20 protein-coding genes are annotated in these 17,669 nt (G+C 60.0%); 11 read left to right on the top strand and 9 right to left on the bottom strand.

What is annotated here, in order from left to right:
• Positions 1-10: 10 nt before the first annotated feature.
• From OA90_RS29355 to OA90_RS24430, 5 genes are all read left to right on the top strand, one after another.
• Positions 11-151, top strand: a complete 141-nt coding sequence (locus OA90_RS29355) for a hypothetical protein (RefSeq protein WP_208986293.1) — start codon at positions 11-13, stop codon at positions 149-151.
• A gap of 15 nt (positions 152-166) precedes the next feature.
• Positions 167-400, top strand: a complete 234-nt coding sequence (locus tag OA90_RS24440) for a hypothetical protein (protein WP_068419033.1) — start codon at positions 167-169, stop codon at positions 398-400.
• 204 nt (positions 401-604) lie between these two features.
• Complete coding sequence (locus OA90_RS28720) at positions 605-742, top strand: hypothetical protein (protein ID WP_156510626.1); 138 nt, start codon at positions 605-607, stop codon at positions 740-742.
• 107 nt (positions 743-849) lie between these two features.
• A complete protein-coding gene (locus OA90_RS24435) occupies positions 850-1,884 on the top strand; it encodes an aspartate-semialdehyde dehydrogenase (protein ID WP_068419030.1) in 1,035 nt (344 codons plus the stop codon).
• Between the two features lie 454 nt (positions 1,885-2,338).
• Positions 2,339-3,949, top strand: coding sequence for a Cache 3/Cache 2 fusion domain-containing protein (locus OA90_RS24430; protein ID WP_208986292.1), 1,611 nt, complete (start codon positions 2,339-2,341; stop codon positions 3,947-3,949).
• A gap of 132 nt (positions 3,950-4,081) precedes the next feature.
• On the opposite strand, the gene OA90_RS24425 is transcribed toward OA90_RS24430, so the two are convergent.
• From OA90_RS24425 to OA90_RS24405, 5 genes are all read right to left on the bottom strand, one after another.
• Complete coding sequence (locus OA90_RS24425) at positions 4,082-4,735, bottom strand: carbonic anhydrase (RefSeq protein ID WP_068419027.1); 654 nt, start codon at positions 4,733-4,735, stop codon at positions 4,082-4,084.
• Positions 4,736-4,931: 196 nt separating this feature from the next.
• Positions 4,932-5,237, bottom strand: a complete 306-nt coding sequence (locus OA90_RS24420) for a transcriptional regulator (protein WP_068419023.1) — start codon at positions 5,235-5,237, stop codon at positions 4,932-4,934.
• A 10-nt stretch (positions 5,238-5,247) separates the two neighbouring features.
• Positions 5,248-6,237, bottom strand: coding sequence for a sodium-dependent bicarbonate transport family permease (locus OA90_RS24415; protein ID WP_068419020.1), 990 nt, complete (start codon positions 6,235-6,237; stop codon positions 5,248-5,250).
• A gap of 149 nt (positions 6,238-6,386) precedes the next feature.
• A complete protein-coding gene (locus OA90_RS24410) occupies positions 6,387-6,764 on the bottom strand; it encodes a hypothetical protein (protein ID WP_068419016.1) in 378 nt (125 codons plus the stop codon).
• A 190-nt stretch (positions 6,765-6,954) separates the two neighbouring features.
• Positions 6,955-8,952 carry a protein meaA gene (locus tag OA90_RS24405; RefSeq protein ID WP_068419013.1) on the bottom strand — a complete coding sequence of 666 codons (1,998 nt, stop codon included), beginning with the start codon at positions 8,950-8,952 and terminating at the stop codon, positions 6,955-6,957.
• A 287-nt stretch (positions 8,953-9,239) separates the two neighbouring features.
• Here OA90_RS24405 and ccrA point away from each other — a divergent pair, with 287 nt between their 5' ends.
• A complete protein-coding gene (gene ccrA / locus OA90_RS24400; protein WP_068419008.1) occupies positions 9,240-10,535 on the top strand; it encodes a crotonyl-CoA carboxylase/reductase in 1,296 nt (431 codons plus the stop codon).
• 302 nt (positions 10,536-10,837) lie between these two features.
• Positions 10,838-11,374 carry a CAP domain-containing protein gene (locus OA90_RS24395; RefSeq protein ID WP_082837257.1) on the top strand — a complete coding sequence of 179 codons (537 nt, stop codon included), beginning with the start codon at positions 10,838-10,840 and terminating at the stop codon, positions 11,372-11,374.
• Positions 11,375-11,505: 131 nt separating this feature from the next.
• Here the strand turns inward: OA90_RS24395 and OA90_RS24390 are convergent, their stop codons facing one another.
• Positions 11,506-11,952 carry an SH3 domain-containing protein gene (locus OA90_RS24390; protein WP_068419005.1) on the bottom strand — a complete coding sequence of 149 codons (447 nt, stop codon included), beginning with the start codon at positions 11,950-11,952 and terminating at the stop codon, positions 11,506-11,508.
• Positions 11,953-12,181: 229 nt separating this feature from the next.
• Between OA90_RS24390 and OA90_RS24385 the strand changes: the two genes are divergently transcribed.
• A complete protein-coding gene (locus OA90_RS24385; protein ID WP_068419001.1) occupies positions 12,182-12,673 on the top strand; it encodes a hypothetical protein in 492 nt (163 codons plus the stop codon).
• Positions 12,674-12,726: 53 nt separating this feature from the next.
• On the opposite strand, the gene OA90_RS24380 is transcribed toward OA90_RS24385, so the two are convergent.
• Complete coding sequence (locus OA90_RS24380; protein ID WP_068418999.1) at positions 12,727-13,272, bottom strand: winged helix-turn-helix transcriptional regulator; 546 nt, start codon at positions 13,270-13,272, stop codon at positions 12,727-12,729.
• Positions 13,273-13,312: 40 nt separating this feature from the next.
• Between OA90_RS24380 and OA90_RS24375 the strand changes: the two genes are divergently transcribed.
• Complete coding sequence (locus OA90_RS24375; RefSeq protein WP_068418998.1) at positions 13,313-13,687, top strand: VOC family protein; 375 nt, start codon at positions 13,313-13,315, stop codon at positions 13,685-13,687.
• Positions 13,688-13,842: 155 nt separating this feature from the next.
• Here the strand turns inward: OA90_RS24375 and OA90_RS24370 are convergent, their stop codons facing one another.
• On the bottom strand, positions 13,843-14,574 hold the full coding sequence (locus OA90_RS24370; RefSeq protein ID WP_068418996.1) for a GH25 family lysozyme: 732 nt from the start codon (positions 14,572-14,574) through the stop codon (positions 13,843-13,845).
• Positions 14,575-14,907: 333 nt separating this feature from the next.
• Between OA90_RS24370 and xth the strand changes: the two genes are divergently transcribed.
• Complete coding sequence (gene xth, locus OA90_RS24365) at positions 14,908-15,717, top strand: exodeoxyribonuclease III (protein WP_068418993.1); 810 nt, start codon at positions 14,908-14,910, stop codon at positions 15,715-15,717.
• A gap of 36 nt (positions 15,718-15,753) precedes the next feature.
• Here the strand turns inward: xth and OA90_RS24360 are convergent, their stop codons facing one another.
• A complete protein-coding gene (locus tag OA90_RS24360) occupies positions 15,754-16,728 on the bottom strand; it encodes an NADPH:quinone oxidoreductase family protein (RefSeq protein WP_068419111.1) in 975 nt (324 codons plus the stop codon).
• A 337-nt stretch (positions 16,729-17,065) separates the two neighbouring features.
• Here OA90_RS24360 and OA90_RS24355 point away from each other — a divergent pair, with 337 nt between their 5' ends.
• Complete coding sequence (locus OA90_RS24355; protein WP_068418990.1) at positions 17,066-17,611, top strand: RNA methyltransferase; 546 nt, start codon at positions 17,066-17,068, stop codon at positions 17,609-17,611.
• The last annotated feature ends 58 nt before the right edge of the window (positions 17,612-17,669 follow it).

Below are 17,669 nucleotides of genomic sequence, written 5' to 3'. Positions count from 1 at the left end.
GCAGGAGCGCATGGTTCTGACACTGGAACCCGGCATCGATCTGGGCAACGGAAAAATGATGGTCCACGAGGAGAACATCGTGATCCGCGACGGCATGCCGGAATTTCTCAGCCAACCCGCCGAACCGGACATTCCGGTCATCCTCGGTTGAAACGGTGAGTCTCCAATGAAACTGCCGTTCAAGCTCGATGACGACGCGCAGCGGAAAAAACTCCTCGGCCTGATCGTCTTGTCCGTGGACGAGACCATCGAGGACGAATTCCGGCAGTTGTTCAGCCGCGACGACGCGGCGCTCTATCACAGCAGGATTGAAAGTGCCCCCGAGGTGACAGCGGAAACCTTTGCTGGGATGAACGACCGGCTTGCGGACGCCGCACGCCTTTTGCCTGCAAGCCGGTGATAAGTTCGAACCAGGCTCTTGCCTGGCACATGATGACGCTGGCAGGCCTCCCCCTGAAAGGGGCGGGACCGGGACAGCTCTTCAACGGCTGACAATTCAATCGCTGACAGGGGATTGTCGCCGGCAACGGCTTTCCCGGTTGACTCCTGAGGAATTCCGGGCAAAAACAGCGCCGTCTCAAGTTTTGACGATTGCGAGCTTCCGATGACCCGGCTGAAAGCCGACATTCTGGATACGATGTCCAAGGCCCTTGCCAGCGCGACCTTCCTGCGCGGCGAGACCCTGACGGCTGCCGCAACCGCTCTTAAACACACAACCAAGACCACCAAGACCACCGCCTGACGGTGCCGCTCATCCCGCCTCCCCGGGGATGGGAGGTGCCGGGAGCCGGACACGCCCATCGAATTCGGGCTGCCGGTGATGCGGGGAGACGGACAAGGACTTATCCAATGGGTTTCAAGATCGCAATCGCAGGCGCCACCGGCAATGTCGGCCGCGAAATGCTGGACATTCTAGCCGAGCGCGGATTTCCGGCCGATGAAGTCATCGCGCTCGCTTCCCGCCGCTCCCAGGGAACGGAAGTCTCCTTCGGCGACAAGACGCTGAAGGTCCAGGCGATGGAGAACTACGATTTCTCCGACACCGACATCTGCCTGATGTCTGCGGGTGGCACCGTTTCCAAGGAATGGTCGCCGAAGATCGCCGCCAAGGGCTGCATCGTCATCGATAATTCTTCCGCATGGCGCTATGACGCGGATGTCCCGCTTATCGTGCCGGAAGTGAACGCCGACGCAATCACCGGCTTTTCCAAAAAGAACATCATCGCCAACCCGAACTGCTCCACCGCTCAGCTCGTCGTCGCGCTGAAGCCGCTGCATGATCACGCAAAGATCAAGCGTATCGTCGTGTCCACCTATCAGTCCGTTTCGGGCGGGGGCAAGGAAGCGATGGAAGAGCTGTTCAACCAGACCCGCGCGATTTTCGTCAACGATCCGATCGAGCCGAGCAAATTCACGAAGCGCATCGCCTTCAACGTCATCCCGCATATCGATGACTTCATGGAAGACGGCTACACCAAGGAAGAATGGAAGGTTCTGGCGGAAACCAAGAAGATGCTCGACCCGGCGATCAAGGTAACCTGCACCGCGGTCCGCGTTCCGGTTTTCATCGGGCACTCGGAAAGCGTCAATATCGAGTTCGAGAACGAGATCTCGGCGGACGAGGCACGCAGCATTCTGCGTGAAGCGCCTGGATGCCTTGTGATCGACAAACAGGAAGACGGTGGCTACATCACACCCTATGAAAGCGCTGGCGAGGACGCGACCTACATTTCCCGCATCCGCGAGGACGCGACCGTCGAGAACGGCCTGAACCTGTGGGTCGTTTCCGACAACCTCCGCAAGGGTGCAGCCCTCAACACTGTCCAGATCGCCGAAGTCCTGATCAACCGTGGACTGATCACCCCGAAGAAGGCCGCGGCCTGACATTCTTCGAAAGCATACCGTGCGCATTCATATGAGCACCGGCTGATTGAACGGGCGCCCGACGGCGCCCGTTTTTTTGAGCGGCAGTCTCACGGCCCCACCCAGGCGAAAAACCGGACACAAAGAAATAGATCCGCCGGAAGCATGGCCATTCTTTGACATACGGACGTCTGCGGCCTGGATGCCCTGGCAGCCAACAACATTGAACAGAAAATATTCTAGTAGTAATTTTACCAATACATGCCCAAGAAAGAGCGGAATACGCAAAAGCAACCCTGAGTATAATTCATTTTCTGAATATTTACAAAATTACTCTAGTGTCTCCCTCAGATTCGCTATGAGGGGCAACATGAAAAGTCTTTATTCACGCTTAAGCGTTACGTCAACTCTCGCAATGATATCAACGGGTTTACTTGTACTCTCAATGTTCGTTGTGGGCGTGATTCTATATCAGGTGGCGTCAAAACAGGCGCAGGATACGGCTCTCAAAAAACAGGACGTCAACCTGCGCGTTGCCGCGACACTTCTGGAAGAACGCATCGAGGGCGCACGAGTATCATGGACCTCCGACGGCAACGTGTCGAAGATCGAAGTCACCGAAATCCCGGGCTTCGACAACCACGACATGATTGACTCGATCGGACGCATGACGGGCGAGACGGCTACCGTGTTTGCGTGGGATCCGGAGAGCAAGGATTTCTGGCGCAAGTCCACCAACATCATCAAGGGTGATGGCAAGCGTGCCGTCGGGACGCCGCTCGGCAAAAACGGCGCCGTTTATCCGATCGTGACGAAGGGAAATACCTTCCACGGTCAGGCCAACATTCTCGGCAAGGATTACTACACCGTCTATCAGCCGATCTTCTCGAACAGCGGCGAGACCATCGGTATTCTCTATGCCGGCGTCGAGAAGGCAGCCGTTCAGGCAAATGTCACCGAACTCATGAGCCGCTACATCCTCTGGACGCTGCCCGTGATGCTGGTGTCCATGCTGCTGCTGATCTATGCAATCCGCCAGCAGATGCGTCCAATCACGAAACTCGCCGAAATCACAGGCGAGATTGCCCAGGACAATCTGGAAATCACGGTGCCTTATGAAAACCGCACCGACCAGATCGGCGTTCTGGCGAACGCGGTCAACACACTGAGATCCCGCGCCATTGAGAGGCTGGAGCTTGCAGAGCAGCAAAAGCACTCCGAAGCGGCGGCCACCGGACGGCAGAGCAATGTCCAGGACCTTATCGGTGCGTTCCGGAACAGCATTTCCAACGTTCTGAATTCCGTCGACGAAACCGTCCACGGCCTCGAAGGCACTGCAGGCCGGCTCTCGGATCTTTCCGGGCAGAGCGCGACAAGCGCGACGGAGACCCTGAACTCCGCAGACGATGCGACGTCCAGCGTTCAGACTGTGGCAAGCGCCGCGGAAGAGCTCTCGGCATCCATCGGCGAAATCTCCCGTCAGGTGTCCCAGACCACCGAAGTTGTCGACCGCGCCACCGAAGGCACGCGAGTGACCAACGAAAAGGTCGAGGGTCTTGCGGCCTCCGCCTCGAAGATCGGTGAAGTGGTCACACTCATTCAGGCCATCGCCGAACAGACCAACCTTCTGGCGCTCAATGCCACGATCGAGGCGGCCCGGGCTGGAGAAGCCGGCAAGGGCTTTGCCGTCGTCGCGGCGGAAGTGAAGGAACTGGCAACCCAGACCTCCAAGGCAACCGAGGAGATCAGTGCCCAGATCACGGCAATTCAGGAAGCCACCAAGGAGTCCGTCGGTGCCATCGCCGAGATCACCACGATCATGGAAGAGGTGAATTCCTATACCGGCACCATCGCCGCGGCTGTCAACGAGCAGGGCTCCGCAACCGGAGAGATTTCCCAGAACGCCCAGAAAGCGGCGGAAGGAACGACGTTCGTATCCTCGCGCATGTCGGATCTCTCCAGCACGGTGAACGAGACATCGCAATCCTCACGGGAAGTTCTCGATGCCTCGAGTCTGCTCTCCTCCCGGACGGACGAACTGAAGCAGGAAGTCGACAACTTCCTGAAGAACGTCGCAGCGGCCTGAACCGCCGCTCAACCCTACGGAAACAGAAAAGAGCGCGGCCCCAGCCGCGCTCTTTTTTCATCCGGTCGCATCCTGTCGACAGCAGTTGCAACAACATGCCTGATCTCCTGTCCTGCGCAGGGAGACCTCTTGTCAGTCCGCGATGAAATCGGGTTCGGCTTTTTCGAAACGCTGGCTGTCCGGGCTCATGACCCTGAGCTCGCCGGATCCGATATCGAACCAGGCGCCATGCAGCTCAAGGGTGCCCTGCTCAAGCGCCTGTTCGACAAAGGGAAAGGTCTTCAGATTTTTCAAAGATTGGCGAATGCCTGCGTATTCCATGGCAAGCTGCGGATCGTCCGCCTTGTCTATAGGCATGCAGGCCATGGCAATGGCTGCCGGTTCAAGCAGCTTGATCCAGCGGCCGATGAACTTTCCGGTCGCCATCGGTGCATTGGCGTTTTCGCGGAAGGCCGTCACGCCGCCGCATTGGCCATGACCCATGACAACGATATGTTTGACCTTGAGCCCCTCGACGGCGAATTCTATCGCGGCGCTGGTGCCGTGCTGGCCTTCCGTATCCTCGTAAGGCGGCACCAGATTGGCGACATTGCGAACCACGAACAGTTCCCCCGGACCGACATTGAAAATGCCTTCCGGTGTCACCCGGCTGTCGCAGCAGGAAATAACCATGACTTCAGGAGTCTGGCCGTAAAGCGCGAGCCGCTCATGTGTTTCCCTGTTTCGAACGAAACCCTTGCCCAGATAACGGCCGTAGCCTTCCAAGAGATGTGCCGGAAATTTCAAGATGCCTGTCTCCCAAACCCGTGCTGCCGCCCGAAACCGTCAGACGTTGGCGAGGTTCATAGCACCTGACATGCGGAATGCAAATCAGCCGGAGAGCTGACCCGTCCACAGGCGAAAAAGAGAAAAAGGCATTCCTGCCGCGTTGCGGCGGACGACCCGGCACCGGCGCAGTTGAGCGACACGCCATTGGCCAGGCTCAGAACCGCTCGGTCCGCAGCACGGCGCAGTCGCTGACGGAAATGACGCCGATATGCCGTTCGACCACCGCAAAGGCCGCCTCCAGAAGCGCGTCGAGCCTGTCCGGGCGGATGATACAGATGATGGCAACCATACCGCCGGCGCGCGAGACCTGGCCTTCGCGGCTCCAGCGTCCGGAGCTGCCGCTCCCGCCCATGACCGGCAGGATCGTGTAGCCGGTGACACCGGCGCAATCGAGCGCGTCGGTGAGCCGGGTTTCCATCGGCGCCTCGATGATGATTTCGACCCGCTTGGCGTCCTTCATGTCCACGGATTTATCCTCCGATTGCCTGGGCGATGCTGAGATAGAGGGGAATTCCGATTGTCAGGTTGAACGGAAAGGTAATCCCCAGCGACATGGTCAGATAGATGGACGGATTGGCCTCGGGCAGGGCGACACGCATGGCTGCAGGCACCGCGATATAGGATGCGGAGGCGCTTAGCGTCATCAGCAGCACCGTGCCGCCTGTAGAAAGTCCGATCAGGCTGGCCGCGACAAGCCCCGCGACCGATCCGATCATCGGCATCAGGATCCCGAACCCGATCAGACCCGGCCGCAGCTCTTTGGCGCTTGCCCTGAGCCCACGTCCGGCAACCAGGCCCATATCCAGAAGGAACAGGCAGAGCACACCCTTGAAGGGAGCGACGATGAAGCTTTCGATGTCCGCAAGGCCCTTGGGCCCGGAGAGGAAGCCGATGACAAAAGATCCGACCAGAAGAACGATAGAGCCGTTCAGCATGATTTCCCGCCAGAGACCAGAGGTTCTGCCGGGCTGACCCGTTCCGTCTGAAGAGGCTCGTGAGGCAAGCCAGAGCGCGGAAAGGATGGCGGGCGCCTCCATCACTGCAGCTACCGCCACGAGATAGCCTTCGCTTGCCAGACCCTGGCTCTGCAGCACCGAGGTGGCCGCCACGAAGGTGACAATGGAAATGGAACCGTAGTGGCCCGCGACCGCAGCCGCATCGACGGTGCCGAGCGAGGTCATCACCCGCAAGAGCCCGAAAGCCACAAAGGGAATGGCGAAGGAGAGCACGAACCCGGCCAAAAGAGACATCAGCAGGCCAGCATCGATGCCGTGGCCGCTGACGCTGACCCCGCCTTTGAATCCGATGGCAAAAAGCAGGTAGATCGACAGGGCCTTCGCCGCCGCTTCCGGCACCGACAGATCGGATCGGACCAACGCCGCCCCGAGACCCAGTGCGAAAAACAGGATGATCGGCGACAGCAGGTTCTGCGCCGCCAGGCCAAGTATCGTCTCTGCCAAAGCCGTGGATTCTCCCGTGTCCTGAAACAGTCCGGCGCAATCCGCTACCACGCCGAATACGCATTCATACGTATCCAGCGCGATATGGGAAGCCTGCCGACCCCGTCAAGGGTTATTCAGGAGGTTTCGCCCACGGTTAATACCTTTGGTCAGGTCGCCACGTTCACTTCATGTGGGCCGTCATCGTCGCCATGGTCTTCATAGGCATCCCGGATGTTGCCTGCCGGAAGCCGGTCTATGGGCCCGCGCAGCGGGTTCACAGGTCCGTGGTCTATTCCGGGCTCAAGCACCTGCAGGGCTGTCGCCCGGTAGGCGGCAACACCGTCCAGCGTGTGGTTCACGGCATGATGCGCGTCAATGAGAACAGCCGGACTGTCATCGGACTGTCCGGTATCGGGGTGATGGCGCTCTGCGGACTCATTCTTTTTTCTGCGGTCGCGGCCGGTTCCGTCACCGTCCCTATCCGCTGGATACTCTGTCGCATGCGCCACGACTTGGGCCGATTGCGGCCTTTCGATCGTCGCCATTCCGGCCTCCTGGCCATCAGAGAATTGCCGCCTTCTGGCGGAACCCTACCAGTTTCTCAACAAAGGGTTAACAAAGCTTTACGTAAGGTTAACTCTTTGTTTCAGGGAAGAAAAAGCCTCACCGGGCTGCCATACATTCAGAAATCCATTCCGAAGTTCAGAACAGTTGCCTTGAGACAAGGCCCGTAACCTAAGCCGCCTGCTCGGCTTTACTACCGGCGATTCTGACCACGTCTGCCATGATATCGGTGAGCTGAAAATCCTTCGGCGTATACACCGCGGCAACCCCCATGGCCTTCAGCCGGCCGGCGTCCTCATCGGGAATGATGCCGCCGACAACAACAGGGATGTCTGCCGCATCTGCTGCCCGCAGGCGGTCCATCACGTCGCCCACCAGCGCCAGATGGGAGCCGGAAAGAATGGAGAGCCCGATGACATGCACGTCTTCCTCTACCGCTGCATTGACGATCTGCGCAGGCGTCAGGCGGATGCCCTCATAGACGACCTCCATGCCACAGTCACGAGCCCTTACGGCGATCTGCTCCGCACCGTTGGAATGCCCGTCGAGACCGGGTTTTCCAACCAGGAATTTCAACCGCCGGCCCAACCTGCCGCAGACGGCCTCAACCGCACTGCGGACCGCTGCCAGATCGCCCGCATCGTTGCGCACCGCCTGCCCGACCCCCGTGGGAGCCCGGTATTCTCCGAAAACTTCGCGCAGGACGCGGCCCCATTCGCCGGTGGTGACCCCGGCTTTCGCCGCCGCTATGGACGGCTCCATGATATTGCGTCCTTCCCGAGCGGCGCTTTCCAGCTCGTTCAGTGCCGACGCGACCGCGGCCGCATCGCGCGCCTCCCGCCAGGCTTTCACCTTGCCGACAGCCTCTTCTTCCACGTGCTCCGCCACGGTCAGGATCGCGCCGTCCTCTCCGCCGCCCAGCGGCGAAGGCTCGCTGTCGGCCCATTTGTTGACGCCGACAACGATCTGTTCTCCGGCCTCGATCGCAGCCAGCCGTGCCGAATTGGCTTCCACCAGTTGGCGCTTCATGTAGCTGGAATCGACAGCGGCGACGGCTCCGCCCATGGCGTCTATCCGGACAAGTTCCTCGCGCGCCTCCGCCTTGAGGTCTTCTACCTTCTTGGTGATTTCCGAAGAGCCCTCGAAAATATCACCATACTCCAGAAGATCGGTCTCGAAGGCGACGATCTGCTGCATGCGCAGAGACCATTGCTGATCGAACGGCCTGGGCAGGCCCAGCGCCTCGTTCCAGGCCGGCAACTGCACGGCGCGGGCGCGGGCGTTCCTGGAAAGCACCACGGCAAGCATTTCGATCAGGATACGGTAGACGTTGTTTTCCGGCTGCTGCTCGGTCAGGCCCAGCGAATTCACCTGAACCCCGTAGCGAAACCGGCGGTAGCGTTCGTCCTCCACCCCGTAGCGCTTCAGGCAGATCTCGTCCCACAATTCGGTAAAGGCGCGCATTTTGCAAAGCTCGGTGATGAAACGCATGCCCGCATTGACGAAGAACGAAATCCGCCCCACCGCCTTCGGAAAATCTTTCTCCGGAATAGCGCCGCTCGCCTTCATGGAATCCAGGATGGCGATGGCCGTGGCCAGCGCGAAGGACAGCTCCTGCACCGGTGTCGCGCCTGCTTCCTGCAAATGGTAGGAGCAGACGTTCATCGGGTTCCATTTCGGCATATTGGAATAGGTCCAGGCGATCACGTCCGTCGTCAGCCGCAGAGATGGTGCCGGCGGGAACACATAGGTGCCGCGCGACAGATATTCCTTGATGATGTCGTTCTGGGTGGTCCCGGACAGAAGCTTGCGGTCCGCCCCCTGTTCGTCCGCCGCGGCGATGTACAGCGACAGCAGCCAGGGCGCGGTCGCATTGATCGTCATGGACGTGTTCATGCGCTCCAGCGGGATCTCGTGAAACAGGGCGCGCATATCGCCCAGATGGGCCACCGGCACGCCAACCTTGCCCACTTCACCACGCGCCAGAAGGTCGTCCGGATCGTAACCGGTCTGCGTCGGCAGGTCGAAGGCCACCGACAGTCCTGTCTGACCCTTGGCAAGATTACCACGGTAGAGCTTGTTCGATTCAGCGGCGGTCGAATGACCCGCATAGGTCCTGAAAATCCAGGGACGGTCGCGTCCCGCGCCGCTGCCACCTTCTGAACTCATGCCGCTTATCCTCCTAAGGCCTTCTGACGCCTGTTTTTTTGTATCTCAGCGCACCCTTTGGCCCGGTTTGCAATCCGCGGTCGAAAGTGTGCCGGAGTTTGCAAAGCTGCGAAACCCCTAATGTGCAATGCAAAATATGCTTGGAGTCAAAACGCAAGTTAAGCAATAGTCGTATAGTGTGCAGCACAATTTTGAACAATAGTTGCGCAAAAGCGGGTTCAGGCCCTGAAAATCCTTGTGCACTTGCGAAGGGGTGCCGCAGACCACAGCCCTGGGAGGGGAGCAGAATGACAGCAGCAGCCGAAGCCAATGACAACCGAACACGTGAGGACGCTCCGGTGAAAGACCTTTATGAGATCGGTGAGATCCCGCCTCTCGGCCACGTTCCGAAGAACATGTATGCCTGGGCCATCCGTCGCGAGCGTCACGGCGCTCCCGAGGACGCCATGCAGCTTGAAGTCGTACCGACCTGGGAACTGGACAGCCACGAGGTTCTGGTTCTGGTGATGGCGGCCGGTGTCAATTACAATGGCATCTGGGCCGGTCTCGGTGAACCGATCAGCCCGTTCGACGGCCATGGCGCACCCTATCATATCGCCGGATCGGATGCGGCCGGCATCGTCTGGGCGGTCGGCGACAGGGTCAAGCGCTGGAAGGTCGGCGACGAAGTCGTCGTGCACTGCAATCAGGATGACGGCGACGACGAGGAATGCAACGGCGGCGACCCGATGTTCTCCACTTCGCAGCGCATCTGGGGCTACGAGACGCCGGACGGCTCCTTCTCGCAGTTCACCCGCGTGCAGGCCCAGCAGCTCATGCCGCGGCCGAAACACCTCACCTGGGAGGAAAGCGCCTGCTACACGCTGACGCTCGCCACCGCCTACCGCATGCTGTTCGGCCATCACCCGCATGAGCTGAAGCCCGGCCAGAACGTTCTTGTCTGGGGCGCTTCCGGCGGCCTCGGCTCCTACGCCATCCAGCTCATCACCGCCGCCGGCGCCAATGCCGTCGGCGTGATTTCCGACGAGGACAAACGCCAGTTTGTCCTCGATCTCGGCGCCAAGGGCGTGATCAACCGCAGGGACTTCAACTGCTGGGGCCAGCTTCCGAAGGTCAATTCCGCCGAATATGCCGACTGGTTCAAGGAAGTCCGGAAGTTCGGCAAGGCGATCTGGGATATCACCGGCAAGGGCAACAATGTCGATATCGTCTTCGAGCACCCGGGCGAGGCAACCTTCCCGGTGTCGACCTTCATCTGCAAGAAGGGCGGCATGGTCGTGATCTGCGCGGGGACATCCGGCTTCAACTGCACCTTCGACGTCCGCTACATGTGGATGCACCAAAAACGGCTGCAAGGCTCCCATTTTGCCCATCTGAAGCAGGCTTCAGCCGCCAACAAGCTGATGATCGAACGGCGGATCGACCCCTATATGTCCGAGGTCTTCCCCTGGGACCAGATCCCGAGGGCGCATACCAAGATGTGGAAGAACGAACATGCCCCGGGCAACATGTCCGTCCTCGTCTGCGCCCCGACCACCGGCCTGCGCACCTATGAGGATGTTCTGGAGGCCTCCAACCGCTGATATGCGAATGGGGCCCGCCCGTATTCAGATATCGACTTCCAAAGCTCCCGAAAGGCTGTTCTGCAGCCGGCCAGCCCGCCCCGGCGGGCTGGCCATTTGATTGAAGAGCCTCGCCGCACATCACGCGAATGCAACGGCCGCGTGATTCTTGGCCGCCGCGGATCACCAGAGACTTTTTCTAAGGCCGGCACCCCGAGGCCAGGGCGTATTCACCGTGTCGCCGCAATTCTGCTCACTTGTCGTCCCATCACCTTGCCGGCGGGGCGAATCATGTCCCTGACAATCGCGGGAAATTCAAAATCTTGGCAGACACTCCTCTCGGGCACCGATCCCTGACACTTGCAGCCGCCGGCGCGCTCGCGCTTGCCGTGGCCGCCTGCACGGGCGATCGTATTCAGACACCGCCCTTTTATCAGGATCTGGCGCGGGTCGACGGTCAGGTGGATGCCGCCACCGCCGCGCAGATGATTTCCCAATACCGTATCAACAGCGGCCTCGGTCCGGTGACGCCCGATGCACAGCTTTCCGCGATTGCCGCGTCCCAGGCCGATGCCATGGCTGCCGCAGGCACTGTGAAAGCCTCGCTCGCCCCCGGCCAGCAATTGGCGGCGCGCATGATCTCCATCGGCGAGCCGAAAACCGCGGCCTCCGAGAACGTCAGCGGCGGTTACCGCACATTCGCGGAAGCCTTCTCGGGCTGGCGGGAGTCTCCCAAGCACAACGAAGTGCTGCTGATGAAGGACGCGACGCGGCTCGGCATCGCGACCGCCTATGCGCCCAATGCCAAGCACAAGGTGTTCTGGTCGCTGGTCATGGCTGCACCCGTGCCGGCACAGTAGGTCGGCCGGCAGGCCTTTCCGGAGCGTGCCGCGTTTAAGCGGATCGACGTTCGCAGGAAGTCACCCGAGGCAACGTTTGCACCGCAAAGGTGTTCGGGCGACTTCCTGAATTCAATTTACCGCGACAGCCTCTAATAGACCTGATGTTCGAAATAGCGCGGCGGATAGCCCGGATACCTTGGCCTGTAGGGAGCCGGCCGCACCGGCTGCACCACGACCGGCGGGCGGCGGTAGTCCGGGTAGTTGCGTTGATAGCGCGGCACGCCGATATAGACCCCGGCATTCGGGATCGGCTGGCCGTAATAGCCGCCGTCACCGCCATAATTGAGGTATTTGCCCGACACCCAGCCCTTCGCATTGGTGAAGGCGGCATCGCACCATTTGTAATCGGGGGTACAGCCGAAAATCGTCACACCGCCGCCACGCGGTACGGTGATGATAACCGGGTAATTGGTGCCCGGACCGGCGCGCATGTTGAGATTGGCGGTCGTATAGGCAATCGCCGGACGGGACTGGGCGGCAGCCGGCAGCGCCGTCAGGATGACCGCGATCATCGTCAGCGACAAGCGGATCAGCATGTTGAAAACTCCGAAAATCTACGCCCCGACACCACCAGGAAGTGAGTATACATCGTGGCGAAAATATAGCGCTGCATAGTTTCTCCAATCTGTCTTCCCCCGGATGATTGCTCACCTGGCTTGCGTCCGGCTTGCGTTCGCGGCTTGATGGGGCTGGATGCGAAGCGTTTCCCGCACCGGAAGCGGTTGTCATTCAAGTGAAACGGGGAAAGTCACGGGGCACGTCACCATGCAAAAGATTCGAATGATCGCGGCCATTCTTGCCGCTTCGGTGCTGGGTCTTGCCACCCTCACCTTTCCGGCAGCCGCTCTTGATGCCCATGCCGGATATTATTACCCGGTGCCTCAAACGCGGGAAGCCTATGTTTCCGAACTCGCCCCCGCACCGGACGCCGGCAAGAAGTCGCGCGCCGGATTCGTCATCGGCCTGGCAAACAAGAATGAAGAGCACAACTTCCACGTGGGCTACCATCTCTTCGCAAAGGGCACAGACCTCGAGAAGCTGATTATCGTGGCAACCGGCGACAGTCAGTACGACACCCTGTACCGGCTGCGCGCTCTCCTGGCATCGCTGACATCCATGGCACGTTCCACGGAAATCTTCGCCCGCTCCGCCCAACCGCAGGAGCTGAATTTTCTCGATTTCTGCAAACTGATCGGCTTCACGCAGGTCACCGTCAGCAATGGCAGGGACATCGCGCACCAAATCTTCGTGCAATAGGTTAGAGCCGCGAAGCCGGACCGACGTCTCTGGAGCCTGTGGACGTTTGAGTTTCACAGACCCTGGAGGCTCAGTCCTATGGCCCGGTTGATTATCTGCCCCGCATTCACCGCCTGATAGGTCGGAAACGGCGTGCGCTGTGACACATCGATCTCACGCTGAAGCCACTCCCGTTCCTCGAGCATTCCCAGTGACCTGGAAAGTGCGCGATCGGTAATCGCACCCAGACCGGACCTGATGGCGGAAAACCGGCTGGGAGCCTCCGTCAACGCCAGGACGGGAACGGGCCAGCTTCGTTTCAAAATCCCAAACCCGTCCTCGCCCGGTGCTGCTTCCAGGATGCGGTGGGCCATGGCGGCAACCACCTTGCCTTGCTCCGTCAGACGGAATTCCGGCCGGAGCGGGTGGCCATGACCCGGGTTTTTCTCAAGCAGTCCCAACTGGATCAGGTGCTCCAGGCTGGTGGCAAAGGCACTGCGTGACGCCGTGGTCGCTGCGATCAACGGTGCCTGCCGGCCCGGAACGCCGGAATGCAGCAGCGCCAGAGTTTTGAGGGACCAGGCTTTCGATGTGAGCTTGACAAGCAGCGGCATATCCATGAATTATAGCTACTATATTTTTACTACATAGGAAAGCATCATGCCTGTCGTTTCTTTGGAAAACACCATCACCCTCGCCCTGTCGGTGCGTGACCGCCATGCCAGTGCGGAGTGGTATGAGAAGAACCTGGGCTTCCAGCTGCTCATGCATATTGACGAAGCCGGCTGGAGTGAAATGCAGACCAAGACGGAAGGGGTTACCCTTGGACTGGGCGAGCAGATGGAACCGTCTCCGGGCAACCTGGTGCCGGTGTTTGGTGTTGCGGATATTGCCTCGGCCCGGGCAGCCCTTGAAAAGGAGAATGTGAAATTCGACGGTGAGACCGAAACCATAGAGGGCATGGTCAGCACCGCCACATTCTACGATCCGGACGGCAATGCGCTCATGCTGGCGCAGGATCTGACCAAACAATAATTCTCGGCCGGATCGGAGACGCTGGAAGAATTCGCCCGCTTGTCGCCGGCCGCCAAGCGCTAAATCGGCGATATGACAAACACCTCAGGAGGTGCGCAGGTTTTCGCACACGCCTTTTCCACCCCCTCAGGCCGGAAACAGTTCGGGTACGGACCCTAGCGCTTGAGCTTGCCGTTCAGCCAGTCGCGGAATTGGGACTTCGTGCCGAAAAAGGCGTTCCGGTCGACATCGCCGCGAATACCGGGCACGGACCCTTCCGCCGTATACTGCCAGAACACCCAGTCGTCACGCTGGTCGTAGATGTTGTTCGGGTAGGTGGCGACCGAGCGCAGCCAGAACTGCTCGCCCTTGAGCGCACCCACAAGCCGGTCGCGGTGAAAATCCACGGAGGAGTAGATCACCGGTCGCTTGCCGTAATACGTTTCCATCTCGTCCAGGAATATCTTCATGTCGCGCAAGATCTGCGGCCGACCGGGCCGCGTCGTGCACGTTTTCGAATGGGCGTTCCATTCCATGTCCAGGACCAGCGGAAGCGCCTCCGGGTCGCGGGGAACGATTTCCTTCACCCAGGAAATCTGCTCCTCGACCGGCCGGCAGAAATAATAAAAGTGATAGGCGCCGCGCGGCACACCGGCCTGGCGGGCGCCAACCCAGTTCTCGACGAAGCGCGGATCCACATGATCGCCGCCTTCCGTCGCCTTGATCCAGGCGAAGGCGACGCCCGATTGTTTCGCCCTGACCCAGTCGATGTCCCCCTGCCAACGCGAGATATCGATGCCGTGGACCGCAAAGTCTTCCGGAGTCGGATCCGGAAAGTCGTAAGCCGAACAGGAGCCTAGAACGACAAAGCCGACGATGGAACAAAGGGTCTTTATCAGGGGCAGCACAGCATCCTCGAAAAGGTTAAGAAAAGCTTGTTTTAACGGCTCAAAATGCCTGTGATTTCCTAACGGAACGTGGACAAAATCGCGTTTTTCCGGCAAAGGCACCCGTCCATTTGTGACAGAAGCGGCAATTAGGGCCCGATTGCGGCCGGTCAAGGACAAAGACCGGGGTGCCGGTCTTGTGGCCCGCCCTGTCCGTTCTCCCGGCAGGCACACCCTCTTGCAGGCGCAAGCGGCAGCACCCCGGACGTCACCCCCGAATACTGAAATCCGTTGCACTCCCGAGTCGAATCCTTATGACTTGAGAGACCTTAAAACCACTCCGGCAAGGACCTCATGACAGACCGTCTCAAGCTCGTCACCTGGAACATCAACTCCGTGCGTCTGCGCATGCCGATTGTGGAGCAGCTGATCGAGGAAATCGCGCCGGATGTGATCTGCCTTCAGGAAACCAAGTGCCCGGACGCCAATTTCCCGGAAAACGCTTTCCGCAAGGCCGGCTTCGAGCATATGGCCATCAACGGCCAGAAGGGCTACCACGGCGTCGCGACGCTATCGAAGCTGCCGCTGAGCAATGTGGAAAAACGCGGTTTCTGCGACATGGGCGACAGCCGCCATGTCGCGGCGGATGTTCCCTTCAACGGAGCCAGCCTGCGCGTGCATAATTTCTACGTGCCTGCCGGCGGTGACGAACCCGACCGCACGATCAATCCGAAATTCGGCCACAAGCTCGATTTCATGGCGGAAATGCAAGGCTGGCTCACCGGTGCGGAGACGGCGAAGCCGGCCGTTCTCGTCGGCGACCTCAACGTCGCCCCTTTCGAGCACGACGTATGGTCCCACAAGAAGCTTCTGAAAGTGGTGTCCCACACCCCGGTCGAAATCGAACTGCTGGAAGAAGTCCGCAAGGCCGGTGACTGGCTGGACGCCATGCGCCAGTTCACGCCACTGGAGGAAAAACTCTACACCTGGTGGAGCTACCGGGCGAAGGACTGGTCGTTGGCCGACAAGGGCCGCCGTCTCGACCACGTCTGGGTTTCGTCACCTCTGGCGCCCCACATCAAGAGCACGAGCGTCCTGCGCGACGCCCGCGGCTGGGAAAAGCCTTCGGACCACGCTCCGGTAATCGCGGAATTCTCGGTCTGAGGCGAACCGCCAACCTGCAGCCGCGTGACAAGTCCCTCAGGGCGTGACAATCACCTTGCCGCGCACCCGCCGGGCGGCGATTTCCTCAAGGGCCTCAGGGACCTGTTCCAGCGAATAGACCGCGTGAACATGCGGCTTCAGCTTGCCGTCCCGCACCCAGTCCAGCAATTGCACCATGTTTTTCCGGTGACCTTCCGGATCCCGGTTCAGCGCTTCCCCCCAGAAGATACCGCGCATGTCGCAGCCTTTTAGAAGCAGCAGATTCAAAGGAATTTTCGGAATGTCGCCGGCCGCGAATCCGACCACCAGGAAACGGCCTTCCCAGGCCGTTGCCCTCAGCGCCTGCTCCGACAGATCGCCGCCAACGGGATCGTAGACCACATCAACGCCTTTGCCACCGGTCAACTCCTTCAACGTCTCTTTCAGGTTCTGCCTGGAATAGTCGACCGTCTGATGAGCGCCGAGCGACTTCGCGAAGGTCAGTTTCTCTTCCGAGGATGCACAGGCGATCACATTCGCGCCCATGATCGCGGCGATCTCGACTGCCGCCTGGCCGACACCGCCGGAAGCCCCAAGCACCGCCACGGTCTCCCCGGCGCGAAGCCCGCCCCTGTCACGGTAAGCATGCAATGTCGTCCCATAGGTCACCGTGAGACCGGCGGCGATCTCGAAAGAAATATCCTCCGGCAGGCGCACGAGGTCCTGCGTGCGCACGGCGACCTTTTCCCGGGCCGCGCCCCAGCGCATGTAGCCCATCACCCGGTCGCCGCAGGACAGCTCCGTCACGCCGTCGCCGACGGAGTCAACGACACCGGCGAACTCCGCGCTCGGCGAAAACGGCAGCTCCGGCTTGTACTGGTACTTTCCCTGAATGATCAGCGTATCGAAGAAATTCAGCGCGCAAGCCTTCACCTGGACGACGACTTCGCCCGGTCCGGCTGTCGGCGTGGGAATGTCCTCGACGACAAGACCCGAAGCCGGACCCGGGGTTTTGCAAAGACAGGCTTTCACGGCGACCTCTTGAAGCACAAATGGAAACGGCAGGTTAGCAATGGACATCCGCCGCAGATATAGGCTTTCCGGATAATCTTCGGGGCACGCAGAACCCGGCCTTTTGGCGGCGTACCTTTCAGCTCCGCCGACTTTCCGCTATGAGGGCTAGAGTATGGACCCATAAAATTATGCTTTCAGGCATCAATCCGGCTGCGAAGAGCCGCGTCAAAGCCTTTACCCCATGCATCAACATGGCTCTTGAGGCTTTTCATTGCTCTTCTTTGTCGGATTGATGCCTGAAAGTTCAATTTGATGGGTCCCTACCCTGGAAAAGCGGAAACAATGGAAAGACAGAATGCGCGGATATTTTGCGGTCGGGGCGGAAGGCCTCTCCAAACGGATGAACCTCGGCACGCTGATGCGCTCCGCGCACGCTTTCGGCGCAAACTTCTTTTTCACCGTCGATGCCGACCGCAAACTCCGCAAGGCGCCGCCGTCAGACACCTCCAAGAGCCCCGGTCATCTGCCGGTTTTCACCTGGGACAGCGTCGAGACGATGGACCTGCCCGCCGGATGTCAGCTCGTCGGCATCGAGCTCACCGAGGAGTCCATCGATCTGCCGAGCTTCGGCCATCCGTTGCAGGCGGCCTATGTGCTTGGTCCCGAGCGTGGCTCACTGTCGCCGCAGATGCTGGAGCGTTGCGCTCACGTGGTGAAGATCCCGACCAAGTTCTGCATCAACGTCGCCATGGCAGGCGCCATCGTCATGTATGACCGCCACAGGGCCCTCGGCCGTTACGCGGAGCGCCCGCTGACCGCCGGCGCACCGAAGATCGAACGCCCCAGGCATGTTTCCGGCGGCCCGGTCATGCGCTCCGGCAGAAAAGTACCCGGGACGTGACTTACCCGTTCCTGCGCATTGCGGTCACCAACCTTTGACTTGAGAAAAAACTGAAGAG

The organism is Labrenzia sp. OB1 (genome assembly GCF_001624695.1).
Lineage (GTDB): Bacteria > Pseudomonadota > Alphaproteobacteria > Rhizobiales > Stappiaceae > Roseibium.
This window is presented reverse-complemented; position numbering and strand designations above follow the sequence as displayed.

Bases quoted from the DNA above. Each gene is read 5' to 3' on its own strand.
- OA90_RS29355 (WP_208986293.1), top strand. From the start codon at position 11: ATGGTTCTGACACTGGAACCCGGCATCGATCTGGGCAACGGAAAAATG.
- OA90_RS24440 (WP_068419033.1), top strand. From the start codon at position 167: ATGAAACTGCCGTTCAAGCTCGATGACGACGCGCAGCGGAAAAAACTC.
- OA90_RS28720 (WP_156510626.1), top strand. From the start codon at position 605: ATGACCCGGCTGAAAGCCGACATTCTGGATACGATGTCCAAGGCCCTT.
- OA90_RS24435 (WP_068419030.1), top strand. From the start codon at position 850: ATGGGTTTCAAGATCGCAATCGCAGGCGCCACCGGCAATGTCGGCCGC.
- OA90_RS24420 (WP_068419023.1), bottom strand. From the start codon at position 5,237: ATGAAGGACGCCAAGCGGGTCGAAATCATCATCGAGGCGCCGATGGAA.
- OA90_RS24410 (WP_068419016.1), bottom strand. From the start codon at position 6,764: ATGGCGACGATCGAAAGGCCGCAATCGGCCCAAGTCGTGGCGCATGCG.
- OA90_RS24405 (WP_068419013.1), bottom strand. From the start codon at position 8,952: ATGAGTTCAGAAGGTGGCAGCGGCGCGGGACGCGACCGTCCCTGGATT.
- ccrA (WP_068419008.1), top strand. From the start codon at position 9,240: ATGACAGCAGCAGCCGAAGCCAATGACAACCGAACACGTGAGGACGCT.
- OA90_RS24390 (WP_068419005.1), bottom strand. From the start codon at position 11,952: ATGCTGATCCGCTTGTCGCTGACGATGATCGCGGTCATCCTGACGGCG.
- OA90_RS24385 (WP_068419001.1), top strand. From the start codon at position 12,182: ATGCAAAAGATTCGAATGATCGCGGCCATTCTTGCCGCTTCGGTGCTG.
- OA90_RS24380 (WP_068418999.1), bottom strand. From the start codon at position 13,272: ATGGATATGCCGCTGCTTGTCAAGCTCACATCGAAAGCCTGGTCCCTC.
- OA90_RS24375 (WP_068418998.1), top strand. From the start codon at position 13,313: ATGCCTGTCGTTTCTTTGGAAAACACCATCACCCTCGCCCTGTCGGTG.
- xth (WP_068418993.1), top strand. From the start codon at position 14,908: ATGACAGACCGTCTCAAGCTCGTCACCTGGAACATCAACTCCGTGCGT.
- OA90_RS24355 (WP_068418990.1), top strand. From the start codon at position 17,066: ATGCGCGGATATTTTGCGGTCGGGGCGGAAGGCCTCTCCAAACGGATG.